This is a genomic window from Hufsiella ginkgonis (assembly GCF_009834915.1).
GTDB classification, from domain to species: Bacteria; Bacteroidota; Bacteroidia; order Sphingobacteriales; family Sphingobacteriaceae; genus Hufsiella; species Hufsiella ginkgonis.
This window is the reverse complement of record NZ_WVHS01000001.1, coordinates 689,124-702,376: the sequence shown is the minus strand read 5'-3', so window position 1 is coordinate 702,376 and position 13,253 is coordinate 689,124. Positions and strand designations below refer to the sequence as shown.

Annotated in this window: 13 protein-coding genes; 5 read left to right on the top strand and 8 right to left on the bottom strand. The window is 48.6% G+C overall.

What is annotated here, in order from left to right; genetic code table 11:
- Positions 1–5: 5 nt before the first annotated feature.
- Positions 6–1,199 carry an aspartyl protease family protein gene (locus GS398_RS02935; protein ID WP_160905226.1) on the bottom strand — a complete coding sequence of 398 codons (1,194 nt, stop codon included), beginning with the start codon at positions 1,197–1,199 and terminating at the stop codon, positions 6–8.
- Between the two features lie 117 nt (positions 1,200–1,316).
- On the opposite strand from GS398_RS02935, the gene GS398_RS02930 reads away from it, so the two are divergent.
- Positions 1,317–2,624 (top strand): D-alanyl-D-alanine carboxypeptidase/D-alanyl-D-alanine-endopeptidase, encoded by a 1,308-nt coding sequence (locus tag GS398_RS02930; protein ID WP_160905225.1) that lies wholly within the window; start codon positions 1,317–1,319, stop codon positions 2,622–2,624.
- Here GS398_RS02930 and GS398_RS02925 read toward each other — a convergent pair.
- Entirely contained in the window at positions 2,621–3,580 is a 960-nt protein-coding gene (locus tag GS398_RS02925) for a YihY/virulence factor BrkB family protein (RefSeq protein WP_160905224.1), read from the bottom strand. The genes GS398_RS02930 and GS398_RS02925 overlap by 4 nt on opposite strands.
- A gap of 118 nt (positions 3,581–3,698) precedes the next feature.
- Here GS398_RS02925 and GS398_RS02920 point away from each other — a divergent pair, with 118 nt between their 5' ends.
- Positions 3,699–4,256, top strand: a complete 558-nt coding sequence (locus tag GS398_RS02920; RefSeq protein ID WP_160905223.1) for a SixA phosphatase family protein — start codon at positions 3,699–3,701, stop codon at positions 4,254–4,256.
- Between the two features lie 124 nt (positions 4,257–4,380).
- On the top strand, positions 4,381–4,683 hold the full coding sequence (locus GS398_RS02915; RefSeq protein ID WP_160905222.1) for a hypothetical protein: 303 nt from the start codon (positions 4,381–4,383) through the stop codon (positions 4,681–4,683).
- A gap of 34 nt (positions 4,684–4,717) precedes the next feature.
- Here GS398_RS02915 and GS398_RS02910 read toward each other — a convergent pair whose 3' ends face one another.
- Complete coding sequence (locus tag GS398_RS02910; RefSeq protein ID WP_160905221.1) at positions 4,718–4,936, bottom strand: hypothetical protein; 219 nt, start codon at positions 4,934–4,936, stop codon at positions 4,718–4,720.
- A gap of 286 nt (positions 4,937–5,222) precedes the next feature.
- Between GS398_RS02910 and GS398_RS02905 the strand changes: the two genes are divergently transcribed.
- A complete protein-coding gene (locus GS398_RS02905; RefSeq protein ID WP_160905220.1) occupies positions 5,223–8,111 on the top strand; it encodes a T9SS type A sorting domain-containing protein in 2,889 nt (962 codons plus the stop codon).
- A gap of 96 nt (positions 8,112–8,207) precedes the next feature.
- Here the strand turns inward: GS398_RS02905 and GS398_RS02900 are convergent, their stop codons facing one another.
- Both GS398_RS02900 and pdhA read right to left on the bottom strand, forming a co-directional pair.
- Positions 8,208–9,896, bottom strand: a complete 1,689-nt coding sequence (locus GS398_RS02900) for a pyruvate dehydrogenase complex dihydrolipoamide acetyltransferase (RefSeq protein WP_160905219.1) — start codon at positions 9,894–9,896, stop codon at positions 8,208–8,210.
- Positions 9,897–9,935: 39 nt separating this feature from the next.
- Entirely contained in the window at positions 9,936–10,931 is a 996-nt protein-coding gene (gene pdhA, locus GS398_RS02895; RefSeq protein WP_160905218.1) for a pyruvate dehydrogenase (acetyl-transferring) E1 component subunit alpha, read from the bottom strand.
- A gap of 246 nt (positions 10,932–11,177) precedes the next feature.
- Between pdhA and GS398_RS02890 the strand changes: the two genes are divergently transcribed.
- Complete coding sequence (locus GS398_RS02890; RefSeq protein ID WP_160905217.1) at positions 11,178–11,789, top strand: C40 family peptidase; 612 nt, start codon at positions 11,178–11,180, stop codon at positions 11,787–11,789.
- 70 nt (positions 11,790–11,859) lie between these two features.
- On the opposite strand, the gene GS398_RS02885 is transcribed toward GS398_RS02890, so the two are convergent.
- The 3 genes from GS398_RS02885 to GS398_RS02875 all read right to left on the bottom strand — a co-directional run bounded on the left by GS398_RS02885 (position 11,860) and on the right by GS398_RS02875 (position 13,055).
- Complete coding sequence (locus GS398_RS02885) at positions 11,860–12,051, bottom strand: hypothetical protein (RefSeq protein ID WP_160905216.1); 192 nt, start codon at positions 12,049–12,051, stop codon at positions 11,860–11,862.
- Between the two features lie 167 nt (positions 12,052–12,218).
- Positions 12,219–12,455 carry a hypothetical protein gene (locus tag GS398_RS02880; protein WP_160905215.1) on the bottom strand — a complete coding sequence of 79 codons (237 nt, stop codon included), beginning with the start codon at positions 12,453–12,455 and terminating at the stop codon, positions 12,219–12,221.
- Between the two features lie 9 nt (positions 12,456–12,464).
- Complete coding sequence (locus GS398_RS02875) at positions 12,465–13,055, bottom strand: TetR/AcrR family transcriptional regulator (protein WP_160905214.1); 591 nt, start codon at positions 13,053–13,055, stop codon at positions 12,465–12,467.
- Positions 13,056–13,253: the final 198 nt, after the last annotated feature.

Below are 13,253 nucleotides of genomic sequence, written 5' to 3'. Positions count from 1 at the left end.
ATAGTTCAGATTCGTCGCTTGAGGGTAAGTACAACATGTTCACGCTGTTCTGCATCTTTGGGCATGATATCGAGCAGCAGGTTTTTGTTATTTCTCGACCTGAAAAGGTCGTCGATTTCCTGCAGCGACATCGTGTTTACGGGTTTAAAATTAATAGCCAGGATCTCATCGTCTTTTTTCAGGCCGGCGTCGTCGCCTGCGGAGCCCGGCTCTACCCGCGAAATGATGATGCGGTCGAGGTCTTTTCCGGCGGCATTGAGCTCCAGGCCGCTCATATCGTGTTCAAAGGCCTCTTTAAATTCGTACGACGGCCGTATGTACATGAGTCCGCGCGAGTAATCGAATACCACGTTGAACCGTTTCAGGATGGTGTTGCCCAGGTTCCCGTTACGGTTCACGCCGCCCACCTTCGCACCCACGTCGTTAAAGTCGGGGAAAGCCGCGATCACATTCTTAAGCTCATAATTGCCCAGCCTGAAGGAGCCGATCCGGGCAATATTCCCTTTAATGGGACCGTTTAAGCCGACGCCCAGGTTGCCTGCGATATTCGGTTTTGGCACTTCGAACGGGTTTCCCAAGTCTGTTTCCAGGGAGATCGGGTGACCGGCACCGGTGTCGATGATCAGTTTTGTAAGTAGTGTTCTGCCGGAGAACAGCGTAACCTCCGACTGAAGGTAAGGCTTATGCTCTTCGATGGTGATGGGGACGGTGGCGCCTCTTCGCAGCCGGTAGGGTTTTTCGGTGGAATATGCGGTGATGGTTTTCACCTGGTAATCGATCCTGACGATGAAACTGTTAAAAAACTCGTAGCCGATCAGTCCATGGACGGGCATACCGGTATAGGTGGAGAGATCGAACGCATCGTGTTTTAAGATGGCCGCAGACACATTTCCGGAAATTCCGGTGCCGATATGCAGGGTAACCGAGGGGGTGACGTAAGCGCTGATGTCCTTTCCTTCTCCAAAGCCGGTAATTTTGATTTGCCGGAGGGTATGGATGGCGAGAGAATCGATGAGCGTAGAGTCTGTGATAATGAATAAACCCACACCTGTATCGAGCGCGAAATTAAAAGGCCCCTTGCCGTTGATCATGATGGGGATGATCATCAGGTTTTTTACCATCTTAAATTCGATGGTCTGGCGGCGTCTCTTATATTCGAGGTGTAGCCCTTGTCCTGTCGCAAAGGAGGTAACCAACATCCATAGGGCCAATATAAAGCAACAGTGAAAGGGAGATCGATGCTTAAGTAAGGCCTGCATAGTTAGTTTGGAGGATAGCGCAGCACAGGTAGTGTTAATTCTAAGTATATTTAATATATGAAGTTAAGCAGAATATTCTTTTTTGTAATTTTTTTATTTTCAATTTACCTGGCCAGCTGCAGCAGCGTACGGCCGGCGCGTATACGCAAAATAGTGACCAGCTCTCCTGTTTTAAATACGCACTTTACCGGTTTTGCGTTGTATGATCCTGTAAAAAAAAAGATGGTGGCCGAGGTGCTGGCCGACAGATATTTCACGCCGGCCTCCAACACCAAGTTGTTTACATTTTTCGCGGCACTTAACATGCTGGGAGATTCCATCCCTGCCCTTCAATACGTGGAACGCCGGGACTCGCTGATCTGCTGGGGAACTGCCGATGCGTCGTTCCTAAACCCTTCGCTGGATAACGGCCGTGCTTTTTCCTTTTTGAAGAGCGCTGGCAAACCGATCTACCTGGCTACCGGCAGGTATACCGGTAATTTCTTTGGATATGGCTGGATGTGGGACGACTACAATGGCGATTACCAGCCGGAGATAACGGAGTTCCCGATATTCGAAAATATGGCTCATTTTTCTTCTAAAGGCACGAAACTCCGGGTATCCCCCGGCCTGTTAGACGTATTTTTGAATACGGATACGCTGAAGACGTCAGGGAAGTTCTCCGTGCGGCGTGAGTTTATGACGAACGAGTTCAGTTTCCCGGCTGTCCCGGTGCCTCCAGGTTATATGCAGTCTGTGCCTTTTAAGGTAGATACGGCACTGGTGCGGAGATTGCTGCAGGATACGCTCAAAAGGCCGGTCGCTTTGGTCAGTAAGCCCGTGCCCCGGGATGTGCGAACCCTTTACAGCATCAAAAGTGACACGCTGTACAAGCATATGCTGCAGCCCAGCGATAACTTCCTGGCCGAACACCTGTTACTGGCTTGTGCCGTTGCGGCAGGCAAGCCCATGAATACAACCGGGATCATCAATTATGTAACATCAACCTACCTGGCCAACCTTCCTGATAAGCCGCAGTGGGTTGACGGCTCGGGGCTATCGCGAATGAACCTTTTTACGCCAAGGGACATGGTGCTCCTGCTGGAAAAGATCTATGCCAAAGCCGGGAACCAGGAGCGGCTGTTCGACCTGTTCCCCGCAGGAGGCAAGACAGGCACGCTGAAGAACCTTTACAAAAGTGGGAAACCGTTCGTTTTTGCCAAAACCGGGACGTTGTCAAATAACTACAGCCAGAGCGGGTATCTCCTCACCAGGCGTGGTAAGCGATTAACCTACTCGTTTATGAACAACAATTACGTTAATCCGGCCGCCGATGTGCGTAAAGAGATGGAACGGATCGTGACCTGGCTCTATGAACGGTATTAATCATCTTTTTTGATATCGGGATTTTGCAGCGGCAGCACAGCCACGTCCTTTTCTTTTTCTATCTGCTGAACATATACGGCATATTCAGCGGGCTCTATCTTCCCGCCGAATTTCTCGGCGTAAACCTGTGTAAACTCTGCGCCAAAATAAAGTATGGCGGCAGTATAATATACCCAGGTGAGGATCACGATCACTGATCCGGCTGCACCGAAAGTTGAGCCGGTACCGGTGGTCGTTAAGTAAAGCCCGATGATATACCTGCCAAGCATGAACAGGAGCGCAGTGGCGATGGCGCCCGTTCTCACATTTTTCCAGGCGATCTTAACGTCCGGGAGGAACTTGAAAATGATAGCAAAGAGCGTGGATACGATGGTGAAAGTAAGGACGACATTAAATACCAGCACCAGTACAGCAGTGGTATGCGGGAGGTAATGGCTCAGTCGTTCGCTGATAAATGCAACGGCGCCATTAATGAGGAGGGAAGCGATCAGCAGGAAGCCCAATCCAATGATCATCGAAAATGACAGTACCCGGTTGAGCAGGAACTTCTGAAATCCTTTTTTTGGCTTTGGCCGCACCCGCCAGATCGTATTCAATGAATCCTGGATCTCTGTAAATATGGCGGTTGCACCGAGGATCAGCACAAAGATGCTGATCGTAAGAGAAATTACCGAACCTCCGCCAATGCTGCTCTTTTCGATCAGCTGCTGGATCTGGAGGGCGGCATCGTTGCCTACCAGCCCGTTGATTTCTTTAAATAGCGTACCCTGGATGGCTTCGCGCTCATAAAACAAGGTCGCCAGCGAGATCACGATCACCAGTAAAGGTGAAAGCGAAAATATAGTGCTGTATGCTAATGACGCACTCATTTTTAAGGCTTTATCACTTACAAAAGCGTTCGCAGAACACACCAGCACTTTCCACAGATCTTTAAAATATTGTTTATTGAGCTTCATAAATCTTTTTCCCGTTTGGTTGTTAAATGAAACTTTACACTAAAGTGTTTGATGAAAGTTAAAGTTTATTGGATAACCCGCACACGACACTATATTTGGTTTGCTAATCACCGGAATTATGAAAAGATCCTTCACCGCCCTGCTTCGTTTACTACTCATCATCGGCTGCCTTGGCTTTGGAAAAAGTTTCGCACAAACTACCGTCTGGGTAGTAAGGCATGCGGAGAAAGATGTTTCTGACCCGAAAAATGCTGATCCGCCGCTTTCTGACGCTGGGACGCAGCGCGCAAAGGACTTGGATACTTACCTGGCAGATCAGCGGGTGGCCGCAATCTATTCAACTAAATATAAACGTACCCAGGCAACCGGGGCGCCGCTGGCAGCACGTGCGGGACTTACCATCATCTCGTATGATCCCAAAGATCCCGGCGCGTTGGCGAAGGAGGTCGTTGCCGCTTTTAGGGGGAAAAGCGTCCTGGTTGTTGGCCATTCCAATACCGTGCTGGAACTGGTAGAAGCTTTCGGGGGCAAAAGACCCGTAAAGGCGTTATCGGACGAAGACTATGACTACTTGTTTAAAGTAACGGTCGCCGATAATGGCGAAGTAAAAACAGCGTCTGTTCAATATGGCGCCAAACATCGGGATGTACCGGTTACCGGTACAACGAACCGGTAATTCGCTTGTGGCGTTTATCCACAATCGTGGGGTTTTTTTGTTTTCAAAAATCTTAAACATTGCGTTAGGAATGATGTTAACCTATTGTAAATCACATCTATGATAAACAATAAAAAGCATCACCATGACACCTAACAAAGCATCTTCCATCAGGAATTGGATCAAAAGTATGGGATTCAAGTTATCGAAATCCCACATTCTGAGCAGCAGGTCCAAGAAGATCAAGTACTACACGCTTGATAATTTTGGTATCTATGAGGAAACACCGATCCGCAAAGCAGACGGTAAAGCGTCGCCGTCCCTGCAGGATAAGAAATTTGTTTCATGGACACCCTGGGGAGATAACCTGGAGATCACCTCTGTTCGTGACATCAGTCGTGCATATGCCGAATTCATAAAATACAACCCGAATTTAGTAGCGCTGTAACTTTAATATTAGCAAAGATACAGGTCCCCGGTCGTCAGGTCGGGGACCTTTCTTTTTGCTGTCCCAATACCCTGACGCCATAAATCGTCCCAGCTACCAGTAGCATCCACAGGCTATTGTCGAGCGGAACCTGTTCGCCATAATCAGGATCGTCGCAGAACGGGTCCAGGTCACAGGGATCTGCCGCTGCAAAAGTATTCGCTGCCATACAGGTTATTATCAGCAATAATAACAAAGCGATCAGTCGTTTCATGTTATTTAATTAATTATTTCGTAAAATTATAAATAATAATTAATCAATAGTTATTTTATTTAAAATAATATTTTAATTTAGCCTTCTCAATATGGAGGTTATGAAAAGATATTTAACGGTGGCGATAATCGTTATGCTGTTGGCAGCCGTTCGCGGGACGGCAGTAGCGACTATAAAATCAAGTAAAATAAGTGGTAACTGGAGTAACGAAGCTACATGGGGAGCCATAATTCCGGCGGTAAATGATTCTGTCTTGATCAGGTCCGGTACTATTGTAAACCTCAACATGATCACGGCAAATCCGCTCGCGTTCCTGTCGATCGAAGCGGGTGCCAAGCTTGTCCTTACCGTCAATGGCTCATCGCTGCATATTAAGGGAAATATCCGCAATCTCGGCGAACTGATATTGTGGAACAGTAATTCGGGAAAAGGAACGCTTTTCCTTCATGGGCATAGTTATTGGTCGGGTGCAGGCGTATGGACGCTGAGCCAGCTGAACCTGGACCTTTATGGGCTGGAATTCGATGATGATATGGTGATCTCATTCGCGGATAATATTACCGGGAATTCGCCGGCGACAATAAACAAACTTTATAAAAGGGAGCGGACCATCTTCAAATTCTCGGGAACGGAGAATGCCTCTATTCCCTCAGACGGTTCGATGTTTTTCTACCCGGGTATCACTGTTAATAAGTCTGCTTCCTCAGGACCCGTTTCCCTCGCCTTTAAAGACAATACCACGGCCAACCCGCTGCAGTTGCTTGGGCCGCTGGCCTTGGTATCGGCGACCGACAGGCTGCTGACCGGTTCGATGAACACCATTACCATTAAGGGCAATATTGCGGGTAACGGAAGCTTGTCGGGTGCAGAGACGGCCGATCTGGCGGTTGCCGGGACGGGCCCGGCGATCACTTCACTAAGACTAACCACAAATACGGTGTTTAACAAGATCACGGTAATAAGGCCATCCGGCGTTACGTTTCAGAACTCTTTTACGGCGAGAACGGAGCTGATGATCGCTGCCGGGTCTTCGGTCACGCTGCCTTCAAATGCCACCGTTACGCTCGGGGTGAACGGAGGTAATCCCGGTCAGGGAAACCTTGTTTGCCAGGGAACCCTGTATGCCGGAACCGCGTCTGGAATCACGGTAAGGGGGAACGGAACTTCGCGTGTTGTGATCGGTCTTTCGCAGGCATCTGCGGCAAATTTCACGCTTGAGGACCTCGTGATTAACCGGATGCCCGGAGCGGGAGAAGTGATGCTGGCTGATGCATCGGCGCTGATCATCGACGGCACGCTGCGTATCGATAGCGTAAGTACGCTCAATCTTTCGGGGAGCCGGCTTTTTCTTAATTTATCTATATCGATCCAGGAAGGCGGATGGTTAACGGGGTCTGAACAGGCGTCGGTGTATATACAGGGTTCCGGGGGGAATGCCACGCTTCGGTTTAATCCCGGTGGTCCCCCGTCCAACCGTACCTTGAAATATATAGAGCTGAATCGTACATCGGGCCGCATCATCACGCTGGCCAACACTTTATATGTGAAGGAACAATTGAATGTGCTGTCCGGCAAGCTTAACAGCAACGGCTACCTGGTACTATTGTCGTCGGCTACCGGTTCTGCGGCGATCGGCCCTCTTTCGTCGTTTGCAGATGTGCTTGGCGATGTAACCGTTCAATGCTGGCTCTCCGGCGGAGCGGGGATGCGTGGAACGAGGATGTTATCGCCACCGGTCGATGACGCGTTATCGGATAGGTCAGTGTTTCGCCAAATACAGGAGCAGGTGCTTATTACCGGGCCCGGAGGGGTGGCTTCCGGGTTTGATCCGGGTGGACCGCTTCAGCCGCAGGCGATCACTATCCAGACCTACTATGAGCCGGCGGGGAAGGGACAGGTGTCGTACCGCCCGCTGCCGGATATTTTTCAGCGGTGTGCTACCTCAGCCTATGTGGGATCGGGATTTGGCTTCTTCCTGTATTTTAGGGGAAACAGGTCTGACCCTTTTCATAAGCTCAATGCTACATCGGGCAATTATGCCGTGCCGGAAGACGTGGTGATTAGCTATAAAGGTCCTGTTTACAAAAGGAGCAGAACAGTAACGCTGGGGTATACCAATAACGCGGGAGATGTTTATAATGGCTATCACGTTATCGGGAACCCGTATCCATCAACGATAGATTGGCGGCAAGTAAGCAGGACGAATACACAAGACATGATAGCTATTATCAAGCCCGGCGGTGGAATGATTACGTATAGCAACGGAGTGGTGGTGAACAGCCCGGTAACGGGAGCAGCTTCGGCATTACCCTATATTCAACCGGGACAGGCGTTCTATGTGAAGGCGCTGGGACCGGAAGCTTCGGTGACGTTTAACGAAACATGTAAGGCGGTGAACGCTTCGCCTGACAGGTTATTGGTTGCACCAGGTAAAAAATTTCTGCCCAGCCTTAGTACCGCTCCCGGATGGCGGCATAGTAGTTCGGGCAACCAGGAACCGACCGCTGCTTTGTTAAGGATTCAAGTGGCCGTGGGCACCGCGGCCGATGAGACCGCTATCGTGTTTAACGATCAAAGTAAACCAGGTACTGATGAACTTGATGCGGTCGCCTTTCCGGGTACGCTTCCGGCTATTTCAAGTTTGAGTAATGACCTGGTTAAGCTTGCCATCAATTTCATTCCGGGTATCGTTGATAGTATGCGGATCCCGTTAAATATACAGGTACCAGGTAAGGTAAACGCCTCGCTAAAGTTTTCCCGATCGCCCGGGCTGGAAAAGTACGACCTCTTCCTGCATGACCTGCTGACCGGGCGATTGACACCAATACCCGGGTCAGAAGCATATAATTTCACGCAGGAAGCCGATAATAGCGCCGCGGAGGAAGGACGATTCGAAATAATATTTAAATCCGGGAAAGAGGTGGATCGTCTCCTGGAGGGTAATTCGATACTGGTCTATCCAAACCCGGTAAAGACCAGGATAAATGTTCAAAGCAGTTTAGTGGTAGGGCCGCCGGCTACACTAGTGATCTATGATATGCTCGGTTGTAAGCGGCTATCGTTTTCGGGGTTCCGGGAGCATGATATTTCCGGTCTTCAAGCGGGTCAGTACATTGCGGAGTTGCAAACGGCATCCGGGAAGGTCCTGGGTAGGGCAAGATTTTTAAAAGAGTGAGGTAATGAGCATAAAAAAGGGAATGAGATAAGTCAGCGTAAAGCTTCGTATCTCGTTCCCAGGTATAAGTTCTGTAAAGTAGCGCAGGGCTCGTTTTTAAACGAGTAACCTAACAGGCTCTTCCAATAACGCTTTCAAAGTTTGCAGGAACGCGGATCCGGTTGCGCCGTCAACTACACGGTGGTCGCAGCTAAGCGTTACTTTCATCACGTTGCCGGGCACTACGGCGCCATTTTTCACTACCGGCACTTGTTGTATACCGCCTACGGCGAGGATACAAGCGTCTGGTGGATTAATGATCGCGGTAAACTCATCGATACCAAACATGCCGAGGTTAGAGATCGTGAAAGTAGAACCTTCCCAATCAGCGGGCTGCAGCTTCTTGGCTTTGGCGCGCTGTGCGAAATCTTTCACTTCAGCTGAGATATGCGATAAAGTTTTTCCATCGGCAAAGCGAACTACCGGTACCAGCAGACCATCTTCAACTGCAACGGCCACACCGATATTTACGTGTTCGTTATAGCGGATCTTGTCGCCTAACCAGGAAGAATTCACATTTGGATGTTGTTTCAGGGCGACGGCCACCGCCTTTAGCACCATGTCGTTAAAGGAGATCTTTACCGGTGCAAACTCGTTGATCTTGGCACGGGCCGCCATTGCGCCATCCATATCTATGCTCATAGTGAGATAGAAATGCGGAGCAGTAAAAAGGCTTTCTGAGAGGCGCTTGGCAATTACCTTGCGCATTTGGGTAACAGGTTTCTCTGTATATTTTTCCTGGCCGATAAACTGTGGAATAGTAACGGAAGTGGAAGTTGTACCAGCAGGTTTTGCTGCCGGCGCTGGTGCAGCCTCTTCCACCTGCTTGGTGGAAGGTGTGAACCCTTCGATATCTTTTTTAACGATCCTGCCGCCTTCTGCGCTGCCTTTTACTTGTGCGATATCGATTCCTTTATCTTTGGCGATCTTTTTGGCGAGAGGCGAGGCCTTCACGCGCGAATCAGCGGTAGCGGCCGGCTCTTTTTCTTCCTGTGACGGTTGTTCAGCAACTTTTGCATCTTCCTTTGCAGGCTCATCTTCTTTTTTTGCATCACCTTTTGCATCAGCCGCCGGCGCGCTGCCCAGCAATGAGGTTACGTCGGTACCTTCTTTCCCAACGATGGCAATGATGTCGTTGACTTTAGCGGCGTTTCCTTTTTCAACGCCGACGTAGAGCAGGGTTCCTTCTGCGTAAGCGGTAACTTCCATGGTCGCTTTATCGGTTTCTACGTCCGCCAGGGTATCGTCACTTTTAATTTTGTCGCCTACTTTCTTATGCCACTCGGCAATTACGCCTTCGGTCATGGTGTCGCTCAGGAGCGGCATTCGAATTACGGTAGCACCGAGCGATTCCGGTGTCACCGCAGCTTTGGCTGGTTCTTCTTTTGGTGTTTCCGCAGCAGGTTTATCGTCTGTTTTTTCAGGTGCCGGTTCGGCAGCTGGCTTTTCTTCTTTTGCCGCAGCTGCTGCAGCTCCGGCTCCTTCGAGCGCGGCTTTGTAATCTTCGCCTTCTGCACCTAATACCGCGATCACGGAATCTACCGGGGCGGCCGAGCCTTCTTCTGCACCGATGTACAGTAAGGTGCCTTCCTGGAAAGATTCGAAATCCATGGTGGCCTTGTCGGTTTCCACTTCAGCAATCAGGTCCCCTGAGCTAACCTTATCACCAACTTTTTTATGCCATTTCGCGATGACCCCTTCGGTCATGGTGTCGCTCATTTTCGGCATTTTTACTACTTCAGCCATGTTTCTTTATCCGGATTTAGCTATGTGAGTGTTGATTGCTTAATTATTGATGAAAGGATAATTTTCCTGTGCGTAAACGTCTTTGTAAAGCTCTGAAGGGTCGGGCCATGGTGATTCTTCGGAGAATTTAACTGATTCTTCTACGATGTCCTTGATCTTCTGGTCGATCTCCCCGATCCAGGCTGCGTCGGCATAGTTGTTATCAAGGATCGCTTTTTTTACCACCTCGATCGGGTCTTTCGCTTTGTAACCCTCTACTTCTTCTTTGGTACGGTATTTTGCGGGGTCAGACATCGAGTGACCTTTATATCGATAAGTGCGCATTTCGAGGAAAGTAGGTCCTTCGCCGTTGCGGGCACGTTGAACCGCTTCGTCCATCGCGTTATGCACTGCTACCGGATCCATGCCATCAACCGGCGCGCAAGGCATGTCGAAGCCGAGACCGATCTTGTAAATATCGACCATATTGGTGGTACGTGCCACGGAAGTTCCCATTGCGTAACCGTTGTTTTCGCAAACAAAGATCACCGGGAGTTTCCAAAGCATGGCCATGTTAAATGTTTCATTAAGCGCGCCCTGGCGAACTGCGCCATCACCCATGTAACAAACATTTACATTGGTGGTACCATTGTATTTCTCCGCAAATGCGATACCGGCACCCAACGGGATCTGTCCGCCTACGATACCATGTCCGCCGAAAAATTTATGCTCTTTGCTGAACATGTGCATCGAACCTCCTTTGCCTTTTGAGCAACCTGTAGCCTTGCCGTATAACTCGGCCATGATCTCGTTGGCGCTCATCCCGCGTGCCAAAGCATGTGCGTGATCGCGGTAGGCAGTGATCATAGAATCGCCCGGGCCCAGTACTGACATTGCGCCGGCGAGTACTGCTTCCTGTCCGATATATAAGTGGCAAAAGCCCCTTATCTTTTGTTGTCCATAAAGCTGACCTGACTTCTCCTCGAATTTACGCATGAGAAGCATTTGTTCATACCAGTGCAGATAAGTGTCTTTCGTGATTTCTACTGAGCTCATTCCTATGTCCTGTTTTGGGAAGGCAAATCTAATTATATCTTGATAAAAAAAAGAAAACGGAAATGTTTTGTTCCGTCACAATTTGGTAAGGCAGTTTACGTTGTAGTAGGACGTTAGGCGGAAAGAAGACAAAAGGGTTGCATAAATGGTTTTTTTGTCATAATTTTGCCATACACACTGTGCTGGAGCACACATGATGAGGCGTTTATTGTCTTAGTTTTTTAACTGGTAAACGAGTTTAAAAATATGGGTAAAAAAGTATTGGCGGCCATGCTGCTATTATGTTTTTTTGTGTCTGCCCAGGCGCAAACTAAAAAGCGGCATTCAAGAATCAAGTCCAGTAAAGTAACCAGGGTTGTGTCTGCCCCGGTTCCTGAAACAACTCCTAAAGAAGTTGAAGACCCTGATAACTTAGCCAAAGATTATTTCTCCCAGATCATGGGTGTGGCGGTATCCAAAACATCCGATGTAAAGCTTTTCCAGTTCATTTATGAGTGGATAGGCACTCCCTACCGACTTGGCGGAGATACCAAGCGCGGGGTGGATTGTTCCGGGTTCGCTTACCAGCTATATAATAAGGTATTCAACACGGTTATCGGTAATAATTCCCGGAATATCTTCAGCATGGTGAATCCCGTTGACAAAAATGAATTAAAAGAAGGAGATCTCGTTTTCTTCAAAATAAAGAGCCGTTCGATCTCGCATATCGGCGTGTATATCGGCAATAACAAGTTCGCTCACTCTTCCGTTAGCCGGGGAGTAATGATCAGTAACCTCGATGAGCCTTATTGGCGCCGCTACTATTATAAAGGGGGCCGTCTGCTCGAATCGTTGCGCGAAAAGCTTAACGAAGATTAAACAGCAAACCCGATACCTTAATAACAAAAGCCGATTCTCCTTAGAAACGGCTTTTTTATGCGGTCATCTTTTATGCCTTCGCCACGTCCTGTGTAGATCTTACCAGGCCGATTCCGGTAAAGAAGAATATTACGCCTAGTATTCCGTACACTATTAAGGGTTTAGCAGCTGAACTGCCGTTAACAAAACCGATAGCTGCATAGATCAACCCAACTATGCCGAGGATAGTGAGTATGGTGCCGAATAATCTTTTCAAGTTCATGGTAGTTGTGTTTTTCATAAACATGGCAAGAAGCCTGCCAAAACCGATTGAACGGCTATAGTTATGTAAGATGTTTTCGTTATGCTACAATTTATTCAGGAAACAGAACATCACCATACAGGTATCATCCCACGTCAGTACATAACCGGGTGCCGTAAACAGGTGATTTAGAAAATCTCTTCGCAGGAAAAACCTGCCTGTTGAATAAGTGCGATCAATTCACAGGATGCTAAGTGGCAGCGCTCAACGCGGAGGATCCGGTCGGGCTCTTTGAGGTCTACGTTCCAGCGCATAGCGCAACCAGTAGCAGCGAACAATTTTGCAATAGCCTGCAGGTCTTTTTTATACCTGATATTTGTCTTAAATATCCTGATCTCTTCTATAGGGACAACAAAAGGGTTCATGATCGTTTATTAAGGTGTCAGCGCTTTTATTACCAGCCGGAGGGCCTGTTCCAAAATGTTTTCGGTCAGCTCAAACCGTTCACTGGCAGAGCTATTTCCTTGGGCGTGGTACTTAACCAATTGGTACATAGGCGCAAACGCAATCGACCAGTATACTTCGAAAGGCAGTTGGATCAATTCCTTCCGGTCGATCGCCTGGTGGACAAACTTTTGCATGGATTCCTTAAACATAGAGGCGTTTTGTGCCATCGCCTTTTCGTTTAGCGGCGAATGACGCATCTGTTCGAGAAACTGCATTTCCATCGGGTGGTTAATGAAGTAATGTGCCCGGTTGATCCACTGTACGCGTAACCCTTCGGCAAACGGCATATCCGGATCGAAGCTCTCTATGGTAGCCTTATACATCTGGTCACTTACTTCTGTGAAAACCTGCAGAAGCATGTCTTCCCGGTCTTTGAAGTAGATGTAAATGGTGGCAGGAGATACGCCCGCGGCGCGGGCGAGTTTATGCATGCTCAGCCCGTCGAAACCTTCCTGTGCGGTCAATTCAATCACCTTTTCACGGATTGCCTGTTCTTTCTGATCGTCACGATTTCGCATAAAGCAAATATAAATGAATGTTCGTTCATTAAAAAAACAAATAGAAAAAAGCTGGTGATAACGGTTTTTACCGGATAGTCTTCAGATGCCTGGGATCTGGTGACTGCTTCGAGCCACGTCAAGCCAACACCAATAGCTATCGGCTATCAGCTCTGGCCTATAAACGACAAAAGCCCCTGTTAAGGAGCTCTTGCATTG

What these genes read in the sequence shown, in the direction of transcription:
- GS398_RS02935 (WP_160905226.1), bottom strand. Translation starts at nt 1,199, where the DNA reads ATGTTGGTTACCTCCTTTGCGACAGGACAAGGGCTACACCTCGAATAT.
- GS398_RS02930 (WP_160905225.1), top strand. Translation starts at nt 1,317, where the DNA reads ATGAAGTTAAGCAGAATATTCTTTTTTGTAATTTTTTTATTTTCAATT.
- GS398_RS02925 (WP_160905224.1), bottom strand. Translation starts at nt 3,580, where the DNA reads ATGAAGCTCAATAAACAATATTTTAAAGATCTGTGGAAAGTGCTGGTG.
- GS398_RS02920 (WP_160905223.1), top strand. Translation starts at nt 3,699, where the DNA reads ATGAAAAGATCCTTCACCGCCCTGCTTCGTTTACTACTCATCATCGGC.
- GS398_RS02915 (WP_160905222.1), top strand. Translation starts at nt 4,381, where the DNA reads ATGACACCTAACAAAGCATCTTCCATCAGGAATTGGATCAAAAGTATG.
- GS398_RS02910 (WP_160905221.1), bottom strand. Translation starts at nt 4,936, where the DNA reads ATGAAACGACTGATCGCTTTGTTATTATTGCTGATAATAACCTGTATG.
- GS398_RS02905 (WP_160905220.1), top strand. Translation starts at nt 5,223, where the DNA reads ATGATCACGGCAAATCCGCTCGCGTTCCTGTCGATCGAAGCGGGTGCC.
- GS398_RS02900 (WP_160905219.1), bottom strand. Translation starts at nt 9,896, where the DNA reads ATGGCTGAAGTAGTAAAAATGCCGAAAATGAGCGACACCATGACCGAA.
- pdhA (WP_160905218.1), bottom strand. Translation starts at nt 10,931, where the DNA reads ATGAGCTCAGTAGAAATCACGAAAGACACTTATCTGCACTGGTATGAA.
- GS398_RS02890 (WP_160905217.1), top strand. Translation starts at nt 11,178, where the DNA reads ATGGGTAAAAAAGTATTGGCGGCCATGCTGCTATTATGTTTTTTTGTG.
- GS398_RS02885 (WP_160905216.1), bottom strand. Translation starts at nt 12,051, where the DNA reads ATGAACTTGAAAAGATTATTCGGCACCATACTCACTATCCTCGGCATA.
- GS398_RS02880 (WP_160905215.1), bottom strand. Translation starts at nt 12,455, where the DNA reads ATGAACCCTTTTGTTGTCCCTATAGAAGAGATCAGGATATTTAAGACA.
- GS398_RS02875 (WP_160905214.1), bottom strand. Translation starts at nt 13,055, where the DNA reads ATGCGAAATCGTGACGATCAGAAAGAACAGGCAATCCGTGAAAAGGTG.